Origin of the sequence: Microbacterium sp. ZW T6_19, assembly GCF_044987465.1 — a bacterium.
GTDB lineage: Bacteria > Actinomycetota > Actinomycetes > Actinomycetales > Microbacteriaceae > Microbacterium > Microbacterium natoriense_A.
The window spans coordinates 12,013-34,182 of the sequence record NZ_JBJDRH010000007.1; the positions used below are offsets into that span (position 1 = coordinate 12,013).

Sequence of the window (22,170 nt, forward strand, 5' to 3'; positions counted from 1 at the left end):
CCGTGGAGGTCGCCACGGGGACGGATGCCGAGCCCGATGCTGCCGACGACGCCTTCGTCGTCGAGCTCCGTGACGTGACAAGGTCATTCCCCGGCCCTCCCGAGGTGCAGGCGCTGAAGGCGGCGACGCTGCAGGTACGGGCGGGCGACTACATCTCGATCGTCGGACCCAGCGGCTCGGGAAAGTCGACGATGCTCAACATCCTGGGCCTGCTCGATCGTCCGAGCGTGGGGGAGTACCGCCTGGCGGGTTCCTTGACGGGAGATCTCTCCGACGACGAGCGGGCGGCCGTGCGGGCGAAGTTCATCGGATTCGTCTTCCAGTCGTTCCATCTGATGCCGCGCCGCACCGTCCTCGACAACGTGCTGATGCCGATGCTGTACAGCGGTGTGCCTCGGCGCGAACGCGAGTCGCGCGCACGCGAAGCCCTCGCCCGCGTCGGGCTGTCGCACCGCGTCGACTTCTTCCCGAGTTCTCTCTCCGGTGGCGAGCGTCAGCGCGTCGCGGTCGCGAGAGCCGTGGTGAGCGGCCCCAAGCTGCTGCTCGCCGATGAGCCGACCGGCAACCTCGACCAGCGGACCTCGGGAGAGGTGATGTCGTTGTTCGAGGAGCTGAACGACGACGGCCTCACGCTCATCGTGATCACCCACGACGACAACGTCGCGCGGCGGGCGCGGCGGAGCATCCGCATCGCCGACGGCCGATTGAGCGAGCTGTGAAGCGCCCCTCCTGGCGCCGGAAGCCGCGCACCAAACCGGGCCTGAAGCACGCCGACCGGTTCACCTTCCAAGATCTCGTGGCCGAGGCGACCGCCGACATCGGCTCGCGGCCAGCCCGTCTCGTGATGACGATCCTGGGCACCGTGCTCGGCATCGCCTCACTGGTCGCGACGATCGGCTTCGCGCAGACCGCCGCGGCGCAGATCGCGAGTCAGTTCAACGGCGCCGCCTCGACGCAGGTCGTGGTCACTCCGGAGGAGGCGAACTCCGGCTCGGCGAAGAAGACCGTCGCGGCGGGGCGACTGCCCTGGGACGCGCCGGAGCGTGTGTCGCTGCTGGCCGGCGTGGAGAGTGCGACCCTGCTGGGCGAGGTCGAACTCGCCGAGAACGAGACCATCACTGCCGTGCCCGTGAACGACCCTTCGGCGCCCGCGACCGCATCGCCGAGGCTGTACGCGTCATCGCCCGAGCTGCTCGACACGGCTGGCGGGGAGCTCGTCACCGGTCGGTTCTTCGACGCAGGGCACGACGGCAGGGCCGATCGGGTCGCGGTGGTCGGCTCGCGACTCGCGGAGGAGATGGGCATCAACCGTGTGGATTCGCAGCCCTCGATCTTCGTCGCCGGCGTCGCGTACGCGGTGATCGGCGTCGTCGACGGATTCGAGCGCAAGAGCGAACTGCTCGACTCTGTCGTCATCCCGGTGGGAGCGGCGCGAGCCGACTTCGGTCTTGCGGCCCCGTCCGAGCTCGACATCCGCATCGTCGTCGGCGCGGGGCCGCAGGTCGCCGAGCAGTCGGTGCTGGCGCTGCAGCCCGATGCGCCCGACACCCTCAAGACACAGGCGCCGTCGGGCTCCTCCGACCTCAGCCAGAGCGTGCAGGCCGACGTGAACGTGGTGTTCCTGATCCTCGGCGTGATCGCCCTTCTCGCCGGAGGCCTCGGCATCGCGAACGTGACTCTTCTCGGGGTCATGGAGCGAGTGGGCGAGATCGGCCTGCGGCGGGCACTGGGGGCCACCCGCCGTCAGATCGGCGCCCAGTTCATGGTCGAGTCGATCGTGATCGGCTTCATCGGCGGGCTCATCGGCTCGGCCCTCGGAGTGCTCGCGGTCGTCGCGGTGGCGGTCGTGCAGGGATGGACACCCGTGACCGATCCGCTGATCGCCGTCGCGGGGGCGTTTCTGGGCGCCCTCGTCGGTTGGGGCTCGGGGTGGTACCCGGCGCGACGCGCTGCTCGCATCGAACCGGTCGCGGCGCTGCGCGGCGCCTGACCCTTCGCACGAACGGGGTGGCATCGGATCTCCGACCAGCCACCCCGTTCGCGCGGATCAGAGGATCGCCGGGTCCGTCCGCCCGGTTCGCCGTTCGCCTGCCGCTACAATCGAGCAAGCACGAAGGAGCAGGAGAATCGGTGGTTGAGAACGTGGGATCGTCCAAGGCGAAGGCGAAGGCGAAGAAGGCCGACGACACACCCATCGGACCCACCGGCCGGCCGTACCAGGGTTTCGCGACTCCTGAGCCGCTGACGTCGCACGGCCCTGCTCGCATCATCGCTCTGTGCAACCAGAAGGGCGGCGTCGGAAAGACGACGTCGACCATCAACCTGGCAGCAGCCCTCGCCGAGTACGGGCGCAAGGTCCTCGCGGTCGACTTCGACCCGCAGGGCGCCCTGTCGGCAGGCCTCGGCGTCCAGACCCACGACGTGCCCACGGTGTACGACCTGCTCCTGGACACCAAGCGCGATGCGCACGACGCGATCGTGCACACCGGCGTCGAGGGCCTCGACGTGATGCCGGCCAACATCGATCTCTCGGCGGCCGAGGTGCACCTCGTGAACGAGGTCGCACGCGAGACGATCCTGTCGCGCGTGCTGCGCCAGGTGACGGCGGAGTACGACGTCATCCTGATCGACTGCCAACCGTCTCTCGGACTGCTCACCGTCAACGCGCTGACCGCTGCGCACGGCGTGCTGATCCCGCTCGAGTGCGAGTTCTTCGCGTTGCGGGGCGTGGCGCTGCTCATCGAGACGATCGACAAGGTGCGCGACCGGCTGAATCCCTCCATCAAGCTCGACGGCCTGCTCGCGACCATGTACGACCCGCGGACGCTGCACTCCCGCGAAGTGCTCGAGCGCGTGGTCGAAGCATTCGGCGACGACGTCCTTGAGACTGTGATCGGTCGCACCGTGAAGTTCCCCGATGCCTCGGTGTCGGGCGTGCCCATCACCGAGTTCGCGCCCGAGCACGCGGCCGCGCAGGCGTACCTGCGTCTGGCTCGGGAGCTGGTCGCCCGTGGTGCCGTCGCGTAGCGATGGCACCACGCCGGAGGCGGCAGACGGCACTGAGCCCTCCGGCTTCCGCGTCTCGCTGTCGAACTTCGACGGCCCCTTCGATCTGCTGCTGAATCTCATCTCCAAGCATGAGATGGACATCACCGAGGTGTCGCTCAGCGCGGTGACGAACGAGTTCATCTCGTATCTGAAAGAACTCGACGGTGATCGGGAGCTCGATCAGGCGTCGGAGTTCCTCGTGGTCGCCGCGACCCTGCTCGACATGAAGGTCGCCGGCCTCCTTCCCCAGGGCGAGCTGGTGGATGCCGAGGCCGTCGCGCTGCTCGAAGCGCGCGATCTGCTCTTCGCCCGGCTGCTGCAGTACCGCGCGTTCAAGGAGGTCTCGGCCTGGTTCTCGCGATGCCTGCAGCGGGAGGACCGTCGCCACGCGCGGGCGGTTCGCCTGGACGAGAAGCATCGCAAGAAGACGCCGGAGCTGGTCTGGTCGCTGACCGCATCCGACTTCGCCGCCCTTGCCATGCTGGCATTCGCGCCCAAGGAGATCCCGCATGTCGGTCTCGATCATCTGCACGCTCCGCTCATCAGCATCCGCGAGCAGGCGGCGATCGTCGTGACGCTCCTGCGCGGAGCCGAGTCGCTGAGCTTCCGCGAGCTCGTCGCAGGCATCAGCGAGCCGGGCATCGTGGTGGCACGGTTCATCTCGGTGCTCGAGCTGTATCGGCACGCGGCGCTCTCCTTCGAACAACTCGAACCGCTCGGCGAGCTGACGCTGCGCTGGTCAGCCGACCACTGGTCGGACGAATCTCTCGCGACCCTGGGGGCCGACTATGACCGATGACCCTTCGACAAGCTCAGGGACCCAGAGGGAACCCGTGGAGGCGCCGCTGACCGAGAAGGTCGAGGCGATCCTGCTCATCATCGACGAGCCGATCGGGCTGGTCGCGCTGGCGGCCGCCGTGGGCGCTCCGGTCGCCGCCGTCAGGCAGACCCTGGAGACCCTCGTCGCCGACTACGACGGAGTGGGCCGCGGCCCCCGCCGGGGGTTCGAGCTGCGCGAGGTCGGCGGAGGCTGGCGGCTGTACGTGCGAGACGAGCACGACGACCTCGTCGCCGATTTCATCGGCGGTCAGGCGCCCGCCCGGCTCTCGCAGGCGGCGCTCGAGACGCTCGCCGTCATAGCCTACAAACAACCGGTGACCCGTAGTCAGGTAGCCTCTATCCGTGCCGTGAACGTCGATTCGGTCGTGCGCACGCTGCTCGCCCGCGGTCTGATCACCGAGATGTTCGCCGACTCAGAGACCGGCGCCATCAACTACGGCACGACCGACGCGCTGCTGCAGCACCTGGGGATCAACTCGATAGACGAGCTGCCCCCGATCTCGCCGCTTCTCGATGACGGCGCCGATGGTTTCGATGAAGGAGTGGTCCGATGACCGACAGTTCAGCCCCCGAGGGCATCCGCCTGCAGAAGGTGCTCTCCGCCGCGGGAGTCGCGTCGCGTCGCGTCATCGAGGACTACATCGTCGAGGGGCGCATCCGGGTGAACGGCGAAGTCGTCTCCGAGCTCGGCAGACGCATCGATCCCGAGAACGATCTCGTCGACGTCGACGGCACGGCCGTGCAGCTCGACGTCTCGAAGCGCTACGTCATGCTCAACAAGCCCACCGGCGTCGTCAGCAGCATGCGCGACGAGAGCGGTCGGCCGGATCTCCGCCGGTTCACGGAGGACTACGAAGAGCGCCTGTACAACGTCGGCCGACTGGATGCCGAGACCAGCGGTCTCCTGCTCCTCACGAACGACGGCGATCTGGCGCACGTGCTCGCGCACCCCTCGTTCGGCGTCACGAAGGTGTACATCGCGAAGGTCGATGGCGCCGTCACGGCGCAGACGATCTCGAAGCTGACCAAGGGCATCGAGCTCGAAGACGGACCCATCACGGCAGACAAGGCGAGGCTGCTCGACACCTCGCGCGGGTCGAGCCTCGTCGAGCTCACCCTGCACTCCGGGCGCAACCGCATCGTTCGCCGCATGATGGCGGCGGTCGGCCACCCGGTGACCGAGCTCGTGCGTCGGCAGTTCGGGCCGCTCCACCTGGGAACCCTCCCGGCGGGGAAGACGCGGGAACTGACTAAAATCGAGTTGGGCGCGCTTCTTACTCTGTCGCGCCGTGATACCCGTGCCGGAACGAGCGACGGCGAGCAGCAGGAGAAAGAGTGACCGACACGACCAGTGCGCCCAGCGCGGTCCGCGCTGCCGGCGCCGTCGCCGCGCGGATCACGGGCACGGTGCGCATCGTCGGCACCGGCCTGCTGGGCGCGAGCATCGGTCATGCACTGCGCGCGAAGGGCGTCGACGTCGTGCTCTCCGATACCTCGCCTGCGCAGCAGCGCCTCGCGATCGACTACGGCGCCGGTCGCGCACCCGCGGCGGGCGACGCGCCGGTGCTGATCGTCGTGGCGGTTCCGCCCGATGTCACTGCCGATGTCATCCAGAACGAACTCGAGAATCACCCGGATGCAGTCGTCACTGATGTCGCGAGCGTGAAGCTCGAGCCCTTTCGAGCGCTGAGCGAACGCGGAGTCGACCTGCGGCGCTACATCGGCTCTCACCCTCTCGCCGGCCGCGAACGCGGGGGAGCGATCTCGGCACGCGCCGATCTGTTCATCGGTCGTCCGTGGGTGGTGTGCCGTGATGAGGAGACCTCAGCGGCCGACCTCTCCCTCGTCGAGGCCCTTGCCCTCGACGTCGGTGCGACGCCGCTGGAGATGACGCCGGAGGAGCACGACCGCTCGGTCGCGCTGACCTCCCACGTTCCGCAGGTGGTCGCGAGTCTGCTCGCGGGGCGTCTCGCCGAGGCCGAAGAGGGCGCCTTGCGCCTGGCCGGCCAGGGCGTGCGCGACACCACGCGGATCGCGGCATCCGCACCCGAACTGTGGGTGCAGATACTCGGCGCCAACGCGTCTCCCGTGGTGGAGATCCTCGATGCTCTCGCCGCCGATCTGCGTGACGTCTCCGAGGCGTTGCGCGCACCCGAGGCCCCGGGCGCCCGGCGCGCTGTCGCCGAGACCATCCGCCACGGCAACGACGGCGTCGAGCGTCTGCCGGGCAAGCACGGCCAGAACCGCCGCTTCGAGTCCCTCGTCGTGATGGTCGACGACACCCCCGGCCAGCTCGGGCGTCTGTTCGGCGAACTCGGCGAACTGGGTGTGAACGTCGAGGATCTGCGCCTCGAGCACTCACCCGGTGCGCAGTTCGGTCTCGCCGAGATCAGCGTCGACCCCGCCGCACTGCACGGGGCGATCACCGGACTCACCGAACGCGGCTGGCGGATCGCGGGGAACACGAATGACTGACACCACTACAGACTTCATAGCGATCGACGGGCCTGCAGGCTCGGGCAAATCCAGCGTGTCCAAGGCGGTGGCCCGCAAGCTCGGCTTCGGCTACCTCGACACCGGCTCGGCCTATCGCGCGCTGGCCTGGCACGTGCTCGACCGCGGCGCCGACACGGCGGATGCCGACGCGGTTCTTGCCGCGGCATCCGACTTCCCCGTGCGTCTCGGCCTCGATCCCGACGACCGCACGGTGCGCGTCGGCGAGGCCGACGTCACCGAGGCGATCCGTGACCCTCGCGTCTCCGGCGCCGTCAGCGGCGTGGCCCGCGTGCCGGCCGTGCGCGAGCAGGTGAATGCGCTCTTCCGCACCCTTGTGGCGGAAGCCCCGTACGACGCGGTGGTCGTGGAAGGGCGCGACATCACCACGGTGGTCGCCCCTGACGCTCCCGTGCGCATCCTGCTGACCGCCGCCCCCGAGGTGCGCGCCGCTCGCCGTGCTGGCGAACTCGCGGGCGAGAGCGCCGAGATGGTGGCCGCCGCCCTGCACAAGCGCGACGCCTCCGACAGCGCCGTCGTCGACTTCCTGAACGCCGCCGAAGGCGTCGAGGTCGTCGATTCGACCGAATTGGATTTCACCCAGACCATCGATGCCGTACTCACGGTGATCGAACGACTCCGAGGAGCACCCCGTGGCTGACGACGAATACGAAGGCGGCCCTGACCACCTCGCAGAGAAGATGGACGCGCTCGACGAGCAGCTCGCCGAGCAGCGCGCCGAGACACTGCGAGCGGGTCTCGCCGACTACGACCTGGACGATGAGGACGCCGCGCTCCTCGCCGGCATCACGATGGGCGAGGACGGCATCCAGTTCATGCCCGCCCTGCCCGTGGTGGCGATCGTCGGGCGCCCGAACGTGGGCAAGTCCGCGCTCGTGAACCGCATCCTCGGCCGCCGCGAGGCCGTCGTCGAGGACACCCCCGGTGTCACGCGCGACCGCGTCACCTACAAGGCCGAGTGGAACGACCGACGCTTCACGCTCGTCGACACCGGAGGCTGGGAGCCCGACGCCCGCGGCATCGACCGCTCGGTGGCGGCTCAGGCCGAGGTGGCGATCGAGCTCTGCGACGTCGTGTTGTTCGTCGTCGACGCTCTGGTGGGCGCGACGTCGACCGACGAGCACGTCGTGAAGCTGCTGCGCAAGAGCGGCAAGCCTGTCTTCCTCGTCGCGAACAAGATCGATGACGCCCGCCAGGAGCCCGAGGCGGCCGCCCTCTGGAACCTGGGCCTCGGTGAGCCGTATCCCGTCTCCGCGATCCACGGTCGCGGCGTCGCCGACCTGCTCGACACCCTGCTGAAGAAGCTGCCGGAGATCTCTGCGGTGGCCAAGCAGGAGATCGGCGGACCGCGCCGCGTCGCGATCCTCGGCCGCCCGAACGTCGGCAAGTCGTCGCTGCTGAACAGGGCCGCAGGCGAGGAGCGCGTCGTCGTGAACGACCTCGCGGGAACCACCCGCGACCCGGTCGACGAGATCGTCGAACTCGGCGGCAAGCTGTGGCGCTTCGTCGACACCGCCGGCATCCGCCGACGAGTGCACATGGCGCAGGGCGCCGACTTCTACGCCTCGCTGCGCACCTCGGCCGCACTCGAGAAGGCGGAGGTCGCGGTCGTCGTCCTCGACGTCTCCGAGTCGATCAGCGAGCAGGACGTGCGCATCATCGATCTGGTGCTGGAATCGGGTCGTTCGCTCGTGCTCGCGTTCAACAAGTGGGACCGTCTGAACGATGACGACCTCGAAAACCAGGATCGCCGTCGCTACCTCGAGCGAGAGATCGAGCAGGACCTCGCGCACGTCGCCTGGGCTCCTCGCGTGAACATCTCGGCGAAGACCGGCCGTCACCTCGACAAGCTGGTCCCGGCGCTCGAGACCTCGCTGGAGAACTGGGATCGCCGCATCCCGACCGGCAAGTTCAACGCGTTCCTCGCCGAGCTCGTCGCCGAGCACCCGCACCCGCTGCGTGGAGGCAAGCAGCCGCGCATCCTCTTCGGCACGCAGGCATCGACGCGTCCGCCGACGTTCGTGCTCTTCACCACTGGCTTCCTCGACCCGGGCTACCGCCGGTTCATCCAGCGCCGCCTGCGCGAGCTGTACGAATTCGAAGGCACGCCGATCGTGATCAACATGCGCGTGCGCGAGAAGCGCCAGCGCTGAGCTGTTCCGCTCTGTGTCGGAATCGACGACGCACCCCGGATGCTGTGAAAGGCTGAAGGGGTGACTGTCGTACCTCCTGCCGCCGGCGAACCGCGTCGGCCACTCGGCCCGCTGAACCCCGGTGACGCCTGGGTGATCGCGGACACGGGGGAGAAGTACTGGGGTCGTTTCGGCGCAGCGGGACTGCTCGCCTACGATCCCTCGCGGGGCGTGCTGCTGCAGCACCGGGTCGCCTGGAGCCACTTCGGCGGCACCTGGGGGTTGCCCGGGGGCGCGCTCCACGAGGGCGAGAGCGCGATCCGCGGAGCGGTGCGCGAAGCGCAGGAAGAGGCGGGCGTGCCCGACGGCTCGGTGCGACCGCGGTTCACGAGCGTGCTCGATCTCGACATCTGGTCGTACACGACGGTCGTCGCCGACGTCGTCGAGCCGTTCGAGCCGGTGATCAGCGATCCGGAGAGCGTCGCGCTGGCGTGGGTTCCTGTCGACGAGATCGATGCGCTGCCTCTGCATCCGGGGTTCGGGGACTCGTGGCCGCTGCTGAGGTCGCTGCTCGACGTGAGGCCCGTTCTCGTCGTCGACGCGGCCAACGTCGTGGGCTCGGTGCCCGACGGATGGTGGAAGGACCGCGCGGCTGCGGCGGGTCGTCTGAGGGATCGGCTGGCCGGGCTGGCGGCGCCGGCGGATGATCTCGGGCTCGACGCGACGACGTGGTTCCCGCAGGTCTCACTCGTGGTCGAGGGTCAGGCGCGGTCGCTGGCAGACGACGACGAGATCGTCGTGGTCAGGGCGGATGCCGGGGGCGACGACGCGATCGTCGACGAGGCGGTGCGGCTGACGTCGCTGGGGCGAGCGGTCACCGTGGTGACGAGCGATCGGGCGTTGCAGTCGCGGGCGGAAGCGGCTGGCGCCCGGATTCTGTCGGCGCGCGCACTGCTGAACACGATCGGGCGCTGAGGGCGCAACCGGGTCAGTCGAAGGGGTCGTCGTCGCGTCCGCGCAACTTGTCGATCTCGCGGCGTTCGCGCTTGGTCGGTCGCCCGGCACCGCGATCTCGCAGGCCGAGTGCCGCCTGGGGTTCGCGCTCGGGTGTGCGGTCTTCGTAGGCGAGGGCGGCAACTGGTGCGCCCACGCGTTTGACCAGGATCTGGCGGACGATGAGGATGCGGTCGAACCCCGAGATGCGGATGCGCACCTCGTCGCCGATGCGCACGTGCTGCGCGGCTTTGACCTTGTCGCCGTTCAGCCGGATGTGTCCCGCACGGCACGCAGTCGTCGCCGCCGAACGCGTCTTGTAGGCGCGCACCGCCCACAGCCAGCTGTCGATCCGCGCCGCGTCCATCAGCGGCTCTTCTCTCGGGCTGAGGCGAGCGCGCCGGCGACGATGAGTCCCTGCCCGACCGTGTACGTGAGCATGACGGCCGGGCTGCTCCACTCGGGTAGCGCGTCGGGAAGGAAGAGCCGGAAGGCAAGGATCGAGTCGCTCGTCAGGAAGAACGCGCCGCCCACCGCGACGAGCGGGTGGCACCGAGTCGAGAACGCGGCTGTGCCGGCGAGCACGAGCCCGTAGACCGCCACGGCGACGAGCAGATCGCCAGAGTGCGGGCCGATCACGATGACCATGGCGATCCACCAGAGCACGTAGATGAGCGCCCACCAGGGCATCCGGCGCCGGGAGAGGTGACGGGCGAACAGCACGATGTACGCCACATGCGCGACGCCGAAGAACCCGAGCATGAGCGGCAGTTCGGGAAGCGCGGGGAAGAACGCGCCGGCGCCGTCGCCCAGCCATGAGAACAGCAGCGCAACCAGCAGCAAGACCGTCACCGAGCGTGGCTTCAGACGGCGCGCCGACACGAGCACCGGGATCGCGAGGAGCGGCATCAGGGCGAGCTTCGTCGGGCCGGCGAGCGGGCTGTGCACGGCCAGCAGGATCACATGGGCTGCCGAGAGGATGATGTAGGGCGCGAACGCCCACGCCAGTGCGCGGGGCGTCATCAGGACTCGACGGTGACGTCGGCGACGCCGTCGTCGGGTGCGAGATGCACGGCGGGCCAGTAGCCCTCGGGGAAGTGCTCGCCGCAGTCGTCGATCAGGTGCAAGATGATCGTTCCGTCGGCTGCGGCCTCGATCGTCTCCAAGGCCAGGTCGGATGCTGCCTCGTCGAGTTCATGCGCCTCCGGCGCCCCGGTGCTGAAGCGGGTGACGACGGCATCCGAGGCCATGCGTCGAAGAACGTCGAGTCGGGAGACGACCTCGCGAAGCCGGGGGAGCAGCGGCGTCACCTCGGCGTGCGTCGTCGCCTCGATCATGAGGTCGACGTCGCCGCCGTCGGTGACGACCGAGCCGGCGTACCAGTCGTGCGTGAGGATCTCGCCGTCGGTCAGCTCTGTGCTCGCGCGGACGAGGGTGCCGAGGACGTCGTCTTCGACGACCGGATGCTGGTCGCTCATGCCACCACGCTAGCGGTCAGCGGGTGAAATCGAGTGCGACGAGGGCCCGCCCGGGCTTCATCTCGGTCTTCTTCTCGAAGCCGGCGGCGAGATACGTGCCCAGGGTGCCGTGGAACAGATCGTTCGTGCGCATCTTCTCACCGCCGGTGTCGACTGGATAGCCCTCGATCAGGCGGGCTCCGGAGGACTTCGCGTGCTCGACGGCGGCGCGCAGCAGGGCGAGATTTATGCCCTGTCCGCGGTGTTCACGTCGCACGACGAAGCAGGTGACCGCCCAGACACTGTCGTCGTCGAAAGGCTCTTCGGTTGCGGCGGCGATGATGCGCGTGCGCGGTACGCGCGCCTGAGCGGTGCGCGGCCCGATGCGGATCCAGCCCGCAGCCTCGCCGTCGACGTACGCGATGAGTCCCGGCGGCGGGCCCGTATCGATCTCGGCGTGCAGCATCTCGGTGCGCTGCTCTTTCGTGGTCTCGTTCCAGTCCTTGTTGCTCAGAACGGGCCAGATGCACTGGCAGCTCGCGCCGTCTCCGCCGCCCGTGAGGGCACGCTGCACATCGTCCCATCGAGGCGTCGTCGCCACCTCGGTCGTGATCGTCACCATGCACGTGACGCTACGCCCGGCGTCCGACACTCGCAACGCTCCCCGGTTCGCGAAGCGCGTGAGCATCAGGCTAAGATAGGGGAGTTGCCTGCGCGAGAGCGAAGGGCAACGGGCTGTGGCGCAGCTTGGTAGCGCACTTGACTGGGGGTCAAGGGGTCGCAGGTTCAAATCCTGTCAGCCCGACCAGATAAGGCCCGGAAACTCGCAAGAGTCTCCGGGCCTTCTGCATGTCTGGGAAACGCCGAGGGCTCCAAAAGGGCTCCAGTTGTCTACAGCCTCTGCCAGTATGAGGCCGTGCCGACCTCAGTCATTCTCAAGTTGACGCCTCTGCCGTCGAGACTCCCGTCGCGCGCTGGCTTTCCACAGACTGTGCGGCGGCTCCGTGCATCCCATGCGAGCGTCCAGGGTCTGTTGGACAACCTGACTGATCTCCGCGCGGCGAAGCAGCTTCAGGGTATGAAGCTGGCGAGGCTTGGGCACGCTCAGAGCGACCTTCTAAGAGCGGCCATTGTGTTCTCAGGCGCGGGCGTCGACGCTGTCCTGAAGCAGCTCGTGCGAGACACACTTCCTCGGTTGCTTCGAGGGCATGCGCCGACGCAGGAGCGGTGGACCAAGTTCCTAGCAGAACTCAGCAAGCAGGAACGCGCGGTATTCGCGGTTCTCAAGAATCGCTCTGTCGACGAAGCTCTGCTCACCGCCTACATCGACTCGTTGACCACTCGCAGCCTCCAAGGACACGACGAACTGAAGAATGTCCGTGATGCGCTCGGACTGGATGAGAACCAGTTCAGCAACGAGCGGCTTATGGGTTTTCGAGAATTCTTCGACGCGCGCAACACGATAGCTCACGAGCTGGACTTGAAGCCTTCGCGCGGCCAGGGCGATGCGCAGCGGCGGGACCGTAACATGAAGCCGTCGCTAGAGCTGTGCGACAGCGTGTTCCTGCTGCTCGTGGACTATGTCCTAGCTACTGAGGAGCTGATGACTCCCAAGCTGCCCGCTGTGTAGCCTCCAAGCGCCACGATTGGCGCAGGCGTAGCGCCCGCAGATGAGATGTGGGCGGAGAACGCGGCGCGGTGCGCGCTGAAGTCGCGCGGGCGGACGTGGGCGTAAACCTTGTCTGTGATGGCGTAGCTCGCGTGGTCCATCGCCCGGGACAGCTCGTGCATATCGAGCGCGCGGGACTCTAGGGCGAGCGTGGCGAAGGTGTGACGCAGCTCGTGGAAGTGGAGACCGTCGAGTCCAGCGCGGGTAGCCGCAGGCTTGAACGTGTAGCGGTAGAAGCCCTTGGGGTCGAAAGTGTGCTCGTAGCTGAGCTTGTTGTGTCCGGGTACCTTGCCCGGCCACAGCCCGGCCTCCAGGTTGTCGCGGTGCGGGTGTTGGCGCAGGTAGACGCCGAGGTCGTGGAATAGGCCGTCGTCCAGGATCGGCACGTCGCGCACTGCCCGCGCTGTCTTCGGGGTGCCGAGGACGTAGCCCTTGCTGGTGTGCGTCATGTTCCTCCGGACCTGCACCTCGCCACGGCGGAGGTCGATGTCACGGATGCGCAGGGCGGCTACCTCGCCGATGCGCAGCCCCGTCAGCGCGCCAAACCGCACCAGCAGGTCATACGGCGGCTGGGTGGTCAGTTCGGCAGCCAGCCGGTTCACCTCCTCCACCGACAGGAAGCGCGCCTCGGCAGTGTCAGCCTTCGGCTTCGTCACAGCGATGCAGGGGTTGAACGGGATCAGCCGGTGCGCGTAGGCGTAGGAGAACACCTTCCGCACCACCTTGTACGTTCCGAGAACGCTCGTCTCCGTGCGCTGCTCGCCATTCGCCTTCGGCTTGGCGCGGACACCCGCGAGCCAATCATCGATGTCCGCGGCCTTCAAGGTAGAGATGCGACGGTTCCCGAACGCAGGGTAAGCGTGCACGCGCAGCGCGATCTCGTAGCCGTCGAGAGTCTTCTGCTTGAGATGAGCGCTGGCCGCGATCATCGCATCCGCCGTCTGCTGGAAGGTCTTCGATCGGCCGGAAAGGTGCTCCGTCGAGTTGCCTTCCTCCAGCTCTCGGACGATCTTGTCGCGATAGCGCTCGGCTTCACCCTTGTTGTAGAACGCCTTCTTCCGATACGTACCGGATTGTGGACGCCAGCGGACCGTGTAGCGGGTGCCCTTCGACGTCTCGTCAATCTTGATGCTTGCAGATGCCATGTCGTGCTCCTTGGTATGGTGCGGAATCAGTACTCGCCGGGGATTGCCCGGTCGAAGAGGCGTCGGGCGGAGAAGGTGCCGAGTAGCCAGCTCGGCTCGTCGGGGCGCTGCCACACGTAACGGGCGTAGATGTCGATGAGGTGCCGCGGGTGGCTCAGACGGGTAATGACAGCCGGGTAGTCGTGGCTCTCCATCACGACGTCGCCCTGCCGGAGCGCGCCAGCGGCTACTCGTTCGGTGTCCGGTCGGAGGTTCCAGCCGGTGCGGAGTGTCTTGCGCTGAGGCAGGGGACGCGTACGCACAGTCAGCCCGCTACGGGCACGGCGCGGGTGAAGGTCTTGTCTGCGCGGATGGGACCGATGGCCCATGGCGAGTGCACCTGGTGGGGCGACTGCACGACGAACCGGACAAGGTCAGGCTTGTAGATCGAGGAAGGATGTCCCCCGTATCGCGCCTCGAGGCAACAGGTGTCCCGAAATGGCCCCGAGCGGGACAACAGGCGACGGAGGTCATAACGCTTTCTAACTCGCGGGCGGTGCCCAAGACGCAGCGCGGTAGAGACCGATTCGCACAGCCTGTTCCGCGAGGTCGCGAAGGGCCTGATTGCTGACGCCGCAGTTTCTAAGCGCGCTGACGACCGACTCCAACTCGTGCTCGATGTGCCAATCGGATTCAGTCATCTGTTCGAGACGACGGGTCACGATCTGGGCAATCTTGTCGGGGTGCGCGCTGAGGACATCTGGGGGTAGATCGCGGAAGGAGGTGTCCTGACCGAGCGGTCCCGGTGCGGTGTCAGTGAGTTCGAGCACTTCCAGGGCTATGACGCTGGTCACCCTTAGCGCCATGTCACCCCATGCTGTGCGCTCCTGTGCGGCAATCATGCTGAGAGGTAGAGAGAGGCGGGCGCGGATGGTTTCGGCGAGCCAAGAGTTCCAAGCGTTTGTGGACTCCGCTTCGTCGACGTCGTGAAGTACGTCGGCCATCGCCGCGACGAAGCTTCTGACTTGATCGGGTTCGACAAGGCGAGCGAACAGAGCCGGGGCGTCAACATCGTTTGCCGCCGAGCGGATGCAGATCGACGCCATCATCCACCAGTACTGGCGCTCAAGCCCGTGTTCGGAGCCAAGGTTCGCGATCAGATCGTGCGCCGAAGTCAGCAGTCTCCAGAAGCCGGCATCCAGCATCGCATCATTGGCCCGAGGATGATGCAGGTAGCTCTTCCAGACCTGCGGCGCTCTTTCAGCTGTTGTGGCCTCGAACAACGGAAAGAGCTGTTCGCGCGCAAACGCGGGATCGGCGCAGAAAATGAAGTAGGTGTCGGCGGCGATTATCGCCAGACTCGCCCGAGTTGCGTTGACATCGGGGTCCAACAGCCGTGCTGCGGCCCGCTTGTCGACGGTGGTGAGCCCGTGCCAATCGTCACCTTCGGCTTCCCATCGCACTCGCACGCGGTTGACCCAGTATTGGGCAAGGACGCCTGGCCAAGTGTTGAGCCCGAGCGTCAACCAGTCATCGGAATCGCGTTCTTCCACCCCGGGAGCGTGCGTGTGCCACACAGCGCGCGCCAGGTCATCCAGGCGAGCCAGCACTGGCTCCGAATGCTCAAGTGCTTCGCTGTCCACGGTCGAGAGACAGAGATCGCAGATCGGACGGGCGAGCCGTGCGTCGGTGACGAGGACTAGAAGCGCCTCAAGCGCTTGTTCGATCTGCCGGTCCGCCAGCGTCGCATTGCCAAGCCCAGTGATGAGCGCAGCTCTGAAATCACTTTCCCAATCGGGATTGTCCGCGATGACCGGCTCCGTGAGGAGCGCCAGCCCCACGTCAGGCCGACTCTCGACAGCCTGCTGCACGACCGAGCATGCGCCCTGCCAGGTTGGGCCGTCGAATGTGTGGTCGCTGTACGAGTGATTGACTGCCAGTGCGACGGCGCTCGCTGGGCCGTGCTCGTCGAAGGCTCCCACAAACTCGTCGGCGGCGAAGGGTGCTGCCTCCTCGACCCACGAACCCGATTCCATCCAATGGTCGAAATCGGGATGTTCCCGTACACCTATGGTCGGTCGATGCTCCCTGATCCCAGCAACCGCGCGTTCAAGCTCGTCCCATCCGCTGACGTAGCGTGTGAGCCATTCGACGACGTCGAAGATGCATCGTTCGTGCAGTTGCTCTTCGCGGTCGGGATCGACCTCAAATAGGGGAGGACCATCGAGAACCCGTTCGAGGAGCAGCTTCCGATCAGCGTCGTCCAGTTCGGTCGCGATAGTCGCAAGCAGCCGAAACACTTCGTGCTTACTCCGCTGGTCGTAGAGATGTGACCCTGACAGCAACAGCGTAAGCTTGTGGTGGTTGATCATGGCCTGGTGCTCAGTGACGAGGTGCAGACCCAGTCGACGGAAGAGCCCGAAATCGCTACTTAGCCAACGCTCGATGATGGATCCATCTGATCCAATCAGCTCGATGCTTGTGTCTCGCAGGGCATCGATCAACGTGCTTTCGTAACTTGGGAACCGATCCTGCTCGTGCGGTTCAATCGCTGAGCGCCGATAGGACCAACTGTCCCACGACTTGTTAGGCTCGCAGGTCGCCAACAACTCGTATGCATCAGTTAGAGATTGTTCGAGTATCTGAAGGGCGGAGACTGCCACAGTCGGCAATCCCTCTCGCACCGCCTCCCAGAGATGCTTCAGATCTGACTTAGAGCTTGACCACCTAACGCTTGCTTTGGTCCGGGTGCGCGCTTCAGTCTCGTCGAGATACCATGGCCGCTCGATGTCCAATTGAAGACGAACTTGCAGCGCGCGCCTCAGAAAGGGGAGTGCGGACGCGCCGTGCGACGCCGGGCGGTGTAGCAGGTTCCACGTCTCTTCAGGATCCTCATCGTGTGTTCGCAGCGCGGCCGCCACGATAATTGACCAACTTGTCGCCAATCGCGGCGAGGACTCGCGGAAGCCATAGGCGGCGTAGGCGATCGCCTGTCGCAATCGAGCGCAAACGATCGGACCGTGCCGCGCGAGAGTAGCGAGTGCCAGATCCGTCATCTCAGCGTCAGCAACGTAGCAATCGGCAAACCACTGTGCCAAGACCTGGCTCTCATCGGTCGTCTGATTCGCTGAAGTAAACAGGGACAAGAACGCCGGCTGCTGCTCAGCCCATAGAAGCCACTCCTCGCCGCGTGCCTTCTCGCTGAACGCTCGCACACCAGCAGGAAGACTTAGCACCGCGGAGAGATAGTCAGCCTCTGCGGGCAACTTCGGTGGCCCACCGCTGACGATCTCGTGGACCCTCCCGCGATGGTCGAGCTGCCCCATTTCGAGTCGGCGGGCCCATTCGTTCAGGGCCGTGGTCAGTGCAACATGTTCAGCCGCGCCCGGATACTCGATGGGGGTAATGCGAAGATCGCGCCACTTTGGGTCGTCGGGTGTGTCTGTGAGCGCGAACCTCTTCGTGGTAGGTGGCAGTCCCCGCGCCAAGTACTTCATCACTGCGTCGCTGTGGCTGTAGCCGACAAACAGGACTGTGCGATTGAGGAACAAGTCCGTGACGAATCGTCTAGCCCATCCGTCAAACAGATAGGCACGACCAAAGTCATCATCGGTGATTACAATTTCTGTCGCGGCGCGCGATACGTGGCCGTGGAGGTACACGAGACCAGTGAAGTCGCGCCCCAACGGGACCGCGGGGGCGCGGTAGATGTCGCCAATCTCAATCGAGAGCTCAGCTGCCGCGGCCGAGAGATGCTCGTCGTAGTTCGTGCTGACGATGCGAATGGCACCGCAGGCGTTACCCAGCCGAACGATGGCGCGGTGCGAGTCGTTGGGCTGTGAGTTCGGATTGGCAATGATCGCGCGGGCACGGTCCCTCACCGAGGGGTCCGAGTCGCACAATCGTCCGATGAATGCATCCGGCTCCAGGCGCTTATCCAGTTCGACGCCCGCTGCCTCGGCAAGTTGGGCCGCTAGTTCTGCGAACGAGGGGAGGCTCGCTGGTGCGTTCATGGATGCCCCGGCACCGACGAACAGGACCAGATCTCCTACGGTGGCCGCACTGATGAGTGCCTCGGGCAAGTTGACGTCGTCCGTGATCCTCATGGTCTTACTAATACCGCATCGTCGCGACACACGGCCGCGATGGGCGGACATTGGCTATTCGTGAACCCGACGCGTTCTACTACTTCGCGACCTTACGGCCGAACGCCAGTAGATAAGTGGCCACCGGCTGCGATGAGAGAATCGGTGACGAGTCGAGCCCGGGCGTTTCCAGTTCAACCCATCCCAAACATCCGTGAGTACTCGCAGACATCCGGGTTTGATCGGAACAAGCGAGCCGATCGGCTCGTATGAAAACCCAGGTCATCCGCAGGTTTCCAATTTATTCGGAGGCGATCGGCATCTCGCCGGAACCTCCAAGGGATCGCAGGCTCAATCCTGTCGGCCCGACCAGATAGCCCCGGAGAACCGCAGAAACACGCGGATCTCCGAGGCTTTTCCATGCTCTGCGGCGGTCGAAACGACCGTCGACTCAAATGGGTCTCACATGACGACGCGAGCTGCGCCCTCATCCGCGAGAACCCGCTCAGGGTACGAGCACGATGCGCCCGAACACCTCACCGGCATCCATGAGTCGGTGCGCTTCGGCGGCGGCGCTCAACGGGAGAGTGTCGTGAACCACGGGGGAGAGGACGCCTCGAACGGCGTCGTCGAACATCTCGCGTCGCACCCGGGCGAGCTCGTCGCGCGGCACGGTGTCGAGGCTGAGCGTTCCGAAGGTGATCGATCGGCGGAAACCGGCCAGAAGCGCGGTGCCGAAGTCAGCGGGCGGGAATCCGCCGACCACGCCCACGGCGATCAGGCGGCCGTTGGGCGCGAGTCGCTCGATGAACCGGGGAAGATCGGGGCCGCCGACGATGTCGAGGATGACGTCGAATCCGTCCAGGGCGTTCGGGTCGCCCGCGCCGGCGCGATCGAGCACGTGCGTGGCGCCGAACGCCCGCAGTCGCTCCCCGCGCTCGGGGGATGACGTGGTGACGGCAATGGTCGCGGCGCCGGCGCGGGCGGCCAGCTCAACGCCGGCCAGGCCGATGCTCCCGGCGGCGCCCCGCACGAGCACGGATTCGCCCTCGACGAGGTGAGCACGTTCGAGCGCGAAATGCGCGACCGGTGCCGCGCCGCCCAGGGTCACGGCCTGGACGGACGAGAGTTCGGATGACAGCGCGACGATCTCGTCGGCGCGAGCGATCACGTACTCGGCGTAGCCGCCCGAGATCCCGGTGAACGCCCAGACGCGCCGGCCGACCCACGCAGGGTCGACGTCGGCCCCCGTCGCCGTCACGACGCCGGCGGCCTCGCTTCCCGGGATCATCCCCGAGTCGCGGGTTGCTTCGGCGATCCCGCCTCGGCGGATCACGACATCGACCCCGCCGACGCCGATTGCCTCTGTTCGAACGAGGACCTCGCCGACTCCGGGCGTCGGGACGGGAAGGTCCGTCACCTCCATCCCACTCGGGTCGCCGAAGGTTCGGATGATCACTGCGCGCATGGGTGCACTCCGTTTCGCGGCGGGGGATCGAACCCGCCTTCCGAAACGTAGCGGACGCCTGCGTCCACTTGACTAAAGTGAGACACATGCCCGCGACACTGCCTCAGGAACTGCGATCCGACGCGAAGGAGAACCGCGACCGTGTCCTCGCCGCGGCACGCGAGCTGTTCGGGACCGACGGTCTCGAGGTGACGATGCGACAGATAGCCCGACGCGCCGGCGTGGGGCCGGCCACCCTCTACCGGCGGTTCCCCACGAAAGCCGATCTCGTCCGCGCCGCCTTCGTGAACGAGCTCGACGCCTGTCGCTCGATCGTGGTCGACGCCCTTGCTGATACCGACCCGTGGCGCGGTTTCCGGGGCATCATCGAGCGGGTCTTAGTGCTCAACGCCCGAAACCAGGGCTTCACCGATGCGTTCCTCTCCGCCTACCCCGACGCCGTCGATTTCCGAGCACAGCGCGAGGCGGCAGTGCGGGGAATCGTCGCCGTCGCTCGTCGTGCCATCGAAGCCGGCGCGCTGCGTGCCGATTTCGTCCTGGACGACTTCCTGATCGTCCTGCTCGCGGCGCGTGGACTCTCGAGCACGACGGAGGCGGAGCGCACCCGTACCGCGCGTCGCTACGCGGCGCTCGTGATCGACGGATTGCGCGCATCCGATCGGCACGGACCGTTACCCACCGCGCCACGACTCATGCCGAGTGTCATCCCCGGGTAGACCGCGCACCTCCCTGATGAAGGTGCGGACGACTAGCAAGAGCCGGGACCTGGCCCGGACCTGACGCACGCAAGCCATGCAATCCCTGACATGAAATGGCGCCGCTTCAGGGGCAGAAATGTCCGGGAAAATCAGGAAACCAAGCTGAACGCGCTACCTGGGGGTCAAGGGGCGCAGGTTCAAATCCTGTCAGTCTTCTCGCGCTCGTAAATTGGGGCGCCGAAGCGCCGCCTCAAGGACCGGCGTGCTATCGGGCTGTCGGCCGCCTGCCGAAGTCGCTCGTGAGCCAGTCTTCGATCGAGGCCCAGGGAAACGCCCGCCGCCCGTGCGGTCCGGGCGAGGTCGCAGCCGTCCGCATCGCTTCGAGCCGGAAGAGACGCCAGTCGTCGCGATCGAGATCGAAGGCGACGAGATACCACTTCCGCTCACGGAGAAGATGTCGATGCGGCTCCACGGTGCGTTGCGTCGGGTGACCGCGCCGATCCGTGTACTGGAACGAGAGTCGGCTCCCCGTCGCGATGGCGTCGACTATGGTGCCGACGAGCTCCCAATCGACGGAGGTCGGAGTCTCGCGCAGAACCTGCGTCGACAGGGCCACAGCGGCGGCCCGTCGGCGCAGACTCCCCGGCAGAACTTGTTCGAGCTTGGTGCGCGCGGTCGCGGCGGTGGTGTCGTCGGGCAGCCATGCTTCGAGGATGAGCAGACTCGAGATGATCGTCGAGACCTCATCCACGCCGAGCAGCAGCGGCGGGATCTTCAGGCCCGGACGCAGGGAGTACACCGCGCCGGGACCCGGGCGGGAGTGGACGTCGTAACCCATGTCGCGCAGACGCATCGCGTCGCGGCGCACCGTGCGCTCGCTGACTTGCAGCCGGGTCGAGAGATCTTGCACAGACCACTCACGCCCTGTCTGGAGGAGGGCTAGCAGATCGAGCGATCGGCTCGTGGGCGAATCCATAGATCCATGATGATCCAAGATGCGGCCACGATCAGGCCGTATCTGCTTCTAGCGTGGAAGCAGTTACGGAAGAGAGGAGCTGTCATGAAGATCGCAATCACGACACCACAGGGAAACGTCGGACGTCATCTCGCGCGGATGCTCGTTCGGTCAGGCGTGAGGCCGCTGTTGCTCACCCGCCATCCGGAGAATCTCCCCGCCGATGTCGCCGAGCACGCCGACGTGATGACGATGGACTCACGGGCGCCGCGTGACGTGATCGCCGCGACGTCCGGCGTCGACGCCGTGTACTGGGTCGATCCGCCGGTCGAGTCACCCGACCCCATGGCTGACTATCGGCGTGCGACGGAGTCCATCGTCGCCGCGGTCGACGCGAATCGGATCCGGCGAGTGGTCTTCCAAAGCAGCGTCGGAGCCGAAAAGCGGCACGGGGCGGGGGAGATCGATGGACTCGCGGAGACCGAGGTCGCTTTGGACCGTTCCGGTGCGGAGGTCACGCACCTCCGGTGCGGGTATTTCTTCACCAACCTCCTGTTCGACGTCGAAGCGGTGAAGGCCGGGCTCGTCAAGACCGTGCTGCCGCTCGACGCACCGATGAGCTGGGTGGCCCCGCGAGACATCGCCGAAGTTGCCGCCCTCACCCTGCTGAACCGCGAGTGGAGCGGCCGCCGCGTCCAGGCCGTGCACGGACCTGAGGACCTGACATGGACACAGGTTGCGCAGATCCTCGCCCAAGAGCTCGGCCGCGATGTGCGAGTCGAGAGAATCAGTGACGAGGAGATGCGGGCGCAGTACCTCGACGCGGGGATGCCGCCGGCGATGGCGGATGCGGTGCTGGGGATGTCCACGGGACTGCGAGACGACTTCACCCCTGAACAGCACCGCTCGCTGCTCACCAGTACGCCCACGACGTTGCGGAGCTGGATTCACGAGGAACTCGGGATGTCAGGGCGCTGAGTTGCGGTGCCGAACGCACTGCATCCCGACTCCGATCAGCGACGTGGCGGTCGCGCTCCTCGCGGCGTCTAGCGACGACCCAGGCTGACACCCGGAAGATCGTTCCCGTCTGTCGGTGTCTGCATCGGACACAACTATCAGTGAGCCGTTGGGAGTCGATCGACAATGCCAGCGTCAGAGCCCGAGTCGATCGAGATGTTCCTGGAACC

Annotated in this window: 22 protein-coding genes and 1 tRNA gene; 14 read left to right on the plus strand and 9 right to left on the minus strand. The window is 66.6% G+C overall.

The features are described from left to right. Window positions 1-2 precede the first annotated feature (2 nt). The 10 genes from ACI3KT_RS11740 (at window position 3) to ACI3KT_RS11785 (ending at window position 9,509) form a co-directional block, all read left to right on the plus strand. Window positions 3-719 (plus strand): ABC transporter ATP-binding protein, encoded by a 717-nt coding sequence (locus ACI3KT_RS11740; RefSeq protein WP_292908455.1) that lies wholly within the window; start codon window positions 3-5, stop codon window positions 717-719. Continuing rightward, window positions 716-1,990 (plus strand): ABC transporter permease, encoded by a 1,275-nt coding sequence (locus tag ACI3KT_RS11745; RefSeq protein WP_404904404.1) that lies wholly within the window; start codon window positions 716-718, stop codon window positions 1,988-1,990. Before ACI3KT_RS11740 ends, ACI3KT_RS11745 begins: the two co-directional genes overlap by 4 nt. Window positions 1,991-2,130: 140 nt before the next feature. Next, window positions 2,131-3,027: a ParA family protein gene (locus tag ACI3KT_RS11750; RefSeq protein ID WP_404904406.1), complete on the plus strand. Its 897-nt coding sequence runs from the start codon at window positions 2,131-2,133 to the stop codon at window positions 3,025-3,027. Continuing rightward, window positions 3,014-3,847, plus strand: a complete 834-nt coding sequence (locus ACI3KT_RS11755) for a segregation and condensation protein A (protein WP_404904655.1) — start codon at window positions 3,014-3,016, stop codon at window positions 3,845-3,847. The genes ACI3KT_RS11750 and ACI3KT_RS11755 overlap by 14 nt, the downstream gene beginning before the upstream one ends. Then, window positions 3,837-4,442: an SMC-Scp complex subunit ScpB gene (gene scpB / locus ACI3KT_RS11760; RefSeq protein WP_404904407.1), complete on the plus strand. Its 606-nt coding sequence runs from the start codon at window positions 3,837-3,839 to the stop codon at window positions 4,440-4,442. The genes ACI3KT_RS11755 and scpB overlap by 11 nt, the downstream gene beginning before the upstream one ends. Beyond that, complete coding sequence (locus tag ACI3KT_RS11765) at window positions 4,439-5,227, plus strand: pseudouridine synthase (protein WP_404904409.1); 789 nt, start codon at window positions 4,439-4,441, stop codon at window positions 5,225-5,227. The genes scpB and ACI3KT_RS11765 overlap by 4 nt, the downstream gene beginning before the upstream one ends. Beyond that, window positions 5,224-6,363, plus strand: a complete 1,140-nt coding sequence (locus ACI3KT_RS11770) for a prephenate dehydrogenase (protein ID WP_404904411.1) — start codon at window positions 5,224-5,226, stop codon at window positions 6,361-6,363. Before ACI3KT_RS11765 ends, ACI3KT_RS11770 begins: the two co-directional genes overlap by 4 nt. Further along, the gene (gene cmk, locus ACI3KT_RS11775) at window positions 6,356-7,042 is read left to right on the plus strand and encodes a (d)CMP kinase (RefSeq protein ID WP_404904413.1); all 687 of its coding nucleotides are present in this window, start codon (window positions 6,356-6,358) and stop codon (window positions 7,040-7,042) included. The genes ACI3KT_RS11770 and cmk overlap by 8 nt, the downstream gene beginning before the upstream one ends. 40 nt (window positions 7,043-7,082) lie before the next feature. Continuing rightward, window positions 7,083-8,555, plus strand: coding sequence for a ribosome biogenesis GTPase Der (gene der / locus ACI3KT_RS11780; protein WP_307299423.1), 1,473 nt, complete (start codon window positions 7,083-7,085; stop codon window positions 8,553-8,555). Window positions 8,556-8,615: 60 nt separating this feature from the next. Continuing rightward, window positions 8,616-9,509 carry an NYN domain-containing protein gene (locus ACI3KT_RS11785; protein WP_404904415.1) on the plus strand — a complete coding sequence of 298 codons (894 nt, stop codon included), beginning with the start codon at window positions 8,616-8,618 and terminating at the stop codon, window positions 9,507-9,509. Between the two features lie 13 nt (window positions 9,510-9,522). Here ACI3KT_RS11785 and ACI3KT_RS11790 read toward each other — a convergent pair whose 3' ends face one another. From ACI3KT_RS11790 to ACI3KT_RS11805, 4 genes are read right to left on the minus strand one after another with little or no spacing between them, the layout of a single operon-like run. Next, entirely contained in the window at window positions 9,523-9,894 is a 372-nt protein-coding gene (locus ACI3KT_RS11790; protein ID WP_307297895.1) for an RNA-binding S4 domain-containing protein, read from the minus strand. Further along, window positions 9,894-10,550, minus strand: a complete 657-nt coding sequence (locus tag ACI3KT_RS11795) for a lysoplasmalogenase family protein (RefSeq protein ID WP_404904417.1) — start codon at window positions 10,548-10,550, stop codon at window positions 9,894-9,896. Before ACI3KT_RS11795 ends, ACI3KT_RS11790 begins: the two co-directional genes overlap by 1 nt. Next, the gene (locus ACI3KT_RS11800; protein WP_404904419.1) at window positions 10,550-11,005 is read right to left on the minus strand and encodes a hypothetical protein; all 456 of its coding nucleotides are present in this window, start codon (window positions 11,003-11,005) and stop codon (window positions 10,550-10,552) included. Before ACI3KT_RS11800 ends, ACI3KT_RS11795 begins: the two co-directional genes overlap by 1 nt. 16 nt (window positions 11,006-11,021) lie before the next feature. After that, window positions 11,022-11,606, minus strand: coding sequence for a GNAT family N-acetyltransferase (locus tag ACI3KT_RS11805; RefSeq protein ID WP_404904421.1), 585 nt, complete (start codon window positions 11,604-11,606; stop codon window positions 11,022-11,024). 109 nt (window positions 11,607-11,715) lie between these two features. On the opposite strand from ACI3KT_RS11805, the gene ACI3KT_RS11810 reads away from it, so the two are divergent. Together ACI3KT_RS11810 and ACI3KT_RS11815 are read left to right on the plus strand one after the other, a co-directional pair. Beyond that, window positions 11,716-11,792, plus strand: a tRNA-Pro gene (locus tag ACI3KT_RS11810). A 225-nt stretch (window positions 11,793-12,017) separates the two neighbouring features. Then, window positions 12,018-12,614, plus strand: coding sequence for a hypothetical protein (locus ACI3KT_RS11815; RefSeq protein ID WP_404904422.1), 597 nt, complete (start codon window positions 12,018-12,020; stop codon window positions 12,612-12,614). On the opposite strand, the gene ACI3KT_RS11820 is transcribed toward ACI3KT_RS11815, so the two are convergent. From ACI3KT_RS11820 to ACI3KT_RS11835, 4 genes are all read right to left on the minus strand, one after another. Then, window positions 12,563-13,798, minus strand: a complete 1,236-nt coding sequence (locus ACI3KT_RS11820; RefSeq protein ID WP_404904424.1) for a tyrosine-type recombinase/integrase — start codon at window positions 13,796-13,798, stop codon at window positions 12,563-12,565. The two genes, ACI3KT_RS11815 and ACI3KT_RS11820, sit on opposite strands and share 52 nt — an antisense overlap. A 26-nt stretch (window positions 13,799-13,824) precedes the next feature. Next, on the minus strand, window positions 13,825-14,100 hold the full coding sequence (locus ACI3KT_RS11825; protein ID WP_404904425.1) for a hypothetical protein: 276 nt from the start codon (window positions 14,098-14,100) through the stop codon (window positions 13,825-13,827). Between the two features lie 219 nt (window positions 14,101-14,319). Next, a complete protein-coding gene (locus ACI3KT_RS11830; RefSeq protein WP_404904427.1) occupies window positions 14,320-17,883 on the minus strand; it encodes an SIR2 family protein in 3,564 nt (1,187 codons plus the stop codon). A gap of 484 nt (window positions 17,884-18,367) precedes the next feature. Continuing rightward, window positions 18,368-19,330, minus strand: coding sequence for a zinc-binding dehydrogenase (locus tag ACI3KT_RS11835; RefSeq protein ID WP_404904429.1), 963 nt, complete (start codon window positions 19,328-19,330; stop codon window positions 18,368-18,370). Window positions 19,331-19,416: 86 nt separating this feature from the next. Between ACI3KT_RS11835 and ACI3KT_RS11840 the strand changes: the two genes are divergently transcribed. Then, window positions 19,417-20,046 carry a TetR/AcrR family transcriptional regulator gene (locus tag ACI3KT_RS11840; RefSeq protein ID WP_404904430.1) on the plus strand — a complete coding sequence of 210 codons (630 nt, stop codon included), beginning with the start codon at window positions 19,417-19,419 and terminating at the stop codon, window positions 20,044-20,046. A gap of 247 nt (window positions 20,047-20,293) precedes the next feature. On the opposite strand, the gene ACI3KT_RS11845 is transcribed toward ACI3KT_RS11840, so the two are convergent. Next, on the minus strand, window positions 20,294-21,004 hold the full coding sequence (locus ACI3KT_RS11845) for a helix-turn-helix transcriptional regulator (protein ID WP_404904432.1): 711 nt from the start codon (window positions 21,002-21,004) through the stop codon (window positions 20,294-20,296). A gap of 84 nt (window positions 21,005-21,088) precedes the next feature. On the opposite strand from ACI3KT_RS11845, the gene ACI3KT_RS11850 reads away from it, so the two are divergent. Next, a complete protein-coding gene (locus ACI3KT_RS11850; RefSeq protein ID WP_404904434.1) occupies window positions 21,089-21,961 on the plus strand; it encodes an NAD(P)H-binding protein in 873 nt (290 codons plus the stop codon). Window positions 21,962-22,170: the final 209 nt, after the last annotated feature.

Bases quoted from the DNA above. Each gene is read 5' to 3' on its own strand.
- cmk (WP_404904413.1), top strand. From the start codon at position 6,356: ATGACTGACACCACTACAGACTTCATAGCGATCGACGGGCCTGCAGGC.
- ACI3KT_RS11840 (WP_404904430.1), top strand. From the start codon at position 19,417: ATGCCCGCGACACTGCCTCAGGAACTGCGATCCGACGCGAAGGAGAAC.
- ACI3KT_RS11795 (WP_404904417.1), bottom strand. From the start codon at position 10,550: ATGACGCCCCGCGCACTGGCGTGGGCGTTCGCGCCCTACATCATCCTC.
- ACI3KT_RS11845 (WP_404904432.1), bottom strand. From the start codon at position 21,004: ATGGATTCGCCCACGAGCCGATCGCTCGATCTGCTAGCCCTCCTCCAG.
- ACI3KT_RS11800 (WP_404904419.1), bottom strand. From the start codon at position 11,005: ATGAGCGACCAGCATCCGGTCGTCGAAGACGACGTCCTCGGCACCCTC.
- ACI3KT_RS11835 (WP_404904429.1), bottom strand. From the start codon at position 19,330: ATGCGCGCAGTGATCATCCGAACCTTCGGCGACCCGAGTGGGATGGAG.
- ACI3KT_RS11790 (WP_307297895.1), bottom strand. From the start codon at position 9,894: ATGGACGCGGCGCGGATCGACAGCTGGCTGTGGGCGGTGCGCGCCTAC.
- scpB (WP_404904407.1), top strand. From the start codon at position 3,837: ATGACCGATGACCCTTCGACAAGCTCAGGGACCCAGAGGGAACCCGTG.
- der (WP_307299423.1), top strand. From the start codon at position 7,083: ATGGACGCGCTCGACGAGCAGCTCGCCGAGCAGCGCGCCGAGACACTG.
- ACI3KT_RS11820 (WP_404904424.1), bottom strand. From the start codon at position 13,798: ATGGCATCTGCAAGCATCAAGATTGACGAGACGTCGAAGGGCACCCGC.
- ACI3KT_RS11830 (WP_404904427.1), bottom strand. From the start codon at position 17,883: ATGAGGATCACGGACGACGTCAACTTGCCCGAGGCACTCATCAGTGCG.
- ACI3KT_RS11765 (WP_404904409.1), top strand. From the start codon at position 4,439: ATGACCGACAGTTCAGCCCCCGAGGGCATCCGCCTGCAGAAGGTGCTC.
- ACI3KT_RS11805 (WP_404904421.1), bottom strand. From the start codon at position 11,606: ATGGTGACGATCACGACCGAGGTGGCGACGACGCCTCGATGGGACGAT.
- ACI3KT_RS11850 (WP_404904434.1), top strand. From the start codon at position 21,089: ATGAAGATCGCAATCACGACACCACAGGGAAACGTCGGACGTCATCTC.